The following is a 1,052-nucleotide window of genomic DNA, read 5'->3' as shown; positions in this document are numbered from 1 at the left end:
AAGTGTATTGACAAAACAAAATGGGGAATCCGGCAACTAATGCCGACTGCAACATATAGGTTCAACAAAACAATAGCGACTGCAACTATTAGCTTCATAGTGACAGTCGCTATTGTTATATATAAAGTTTAATACCTGTAGTTTATCAAATGCTTACAGCTCATCCACCGTGAGCCATATATCATCATACACCGGAATAAGGACTCTATAGAAAAGTTGTGGGGGTGGGGGCTATCTTTTGAGAAGGTCATGCTTACCAACACGCCCCAATGCGACGAAGGCTGATCAAAAAGTAGGTTAGGAGGCTTGCGCCACGCACCTAAGATACTTTGCCAACGCACCTAAGATACTTGAGGGATGGACCTAAGATGCTTTTTATACGAAACAAAGCCTAATCGCGTGACGGATAGCGTTTCCTCCAATACATTTTTTATGATTCAAGAAGCAGAAACGTAACTATTCAGTCCCCCACACAGGCACGCCCGTGAAATAAACAGAGGTAACAGTTGGCCATCCGGGCACACAAGTCACCTCTGTCCGCAAAATGGCTAACGCCGTTTTGCTATCGAAAAAGATGGTATCTTTGCATCGTCAGAGACAAAAGCCGTTTATGCAATGGGTCGATCCCATGATTCAGTCTGGCTTATGGACTTCATCGAAAATATTACTCAAGTTTCGGATTTAGCTCTAAGCTGTTTGAGCATAAGCCTGTAGTGCCTCCAACCGTTTGTCGTTCTCAATAAGCTGAGTCATGAGACGTTCCTCTTTCGCCCCTGTAAGCTCTGCAACGACAGCCACCACCTCTATGATAATCGCCCATATTTTCTCGACAACGGTTAAATCGTAGATTCCCGCAAATACGTCGTTGAACAGTCCTCCGATGGTTTCGTAGTCCAAACTTCTTTTCAAGGATGCCAGCAGGTTGTAGCGGATCATCACCAATGAGACATGTGCCAGCTGTGAAGTGTAGTCGCGTGCGGAGCAATCGGCCAATCCCAGCAACCGTTTGCTGTCGGCAAAGAAAACCTCAATAGCCCAGCGCATAGCATAAA

1 pseudogene is annotated in these 1,052 nt (G+C 45.2%); it reads right to left on the bottom strand.

Going from position 1 to position 1,052, the window contains the following annotated elements:
* Positions 1–687: 687 nt before the first annotated feature.
* Positions 688–1,052 (bottom strand): annotated as a pseudogene (locus G7Y39_RS13775) (IS4 family transposase); the annotation flags it as partial.

Source organism: Parabacteroides sp. ZJ-118 (assembly GCF_011038785.1).
In the GTDB taxonomy this organism is placed as follows: domain Bacteria; phylum Bacteroidota; class Bacteroidia; order Bacteroidales; family Tannerellaceae; genus Parabacteroides.
The sequence above is the reverse complement of the archived record's forward strand: the minus strand, read 5'-3'. Positions and strand labels throughout refer to the sequence as shown.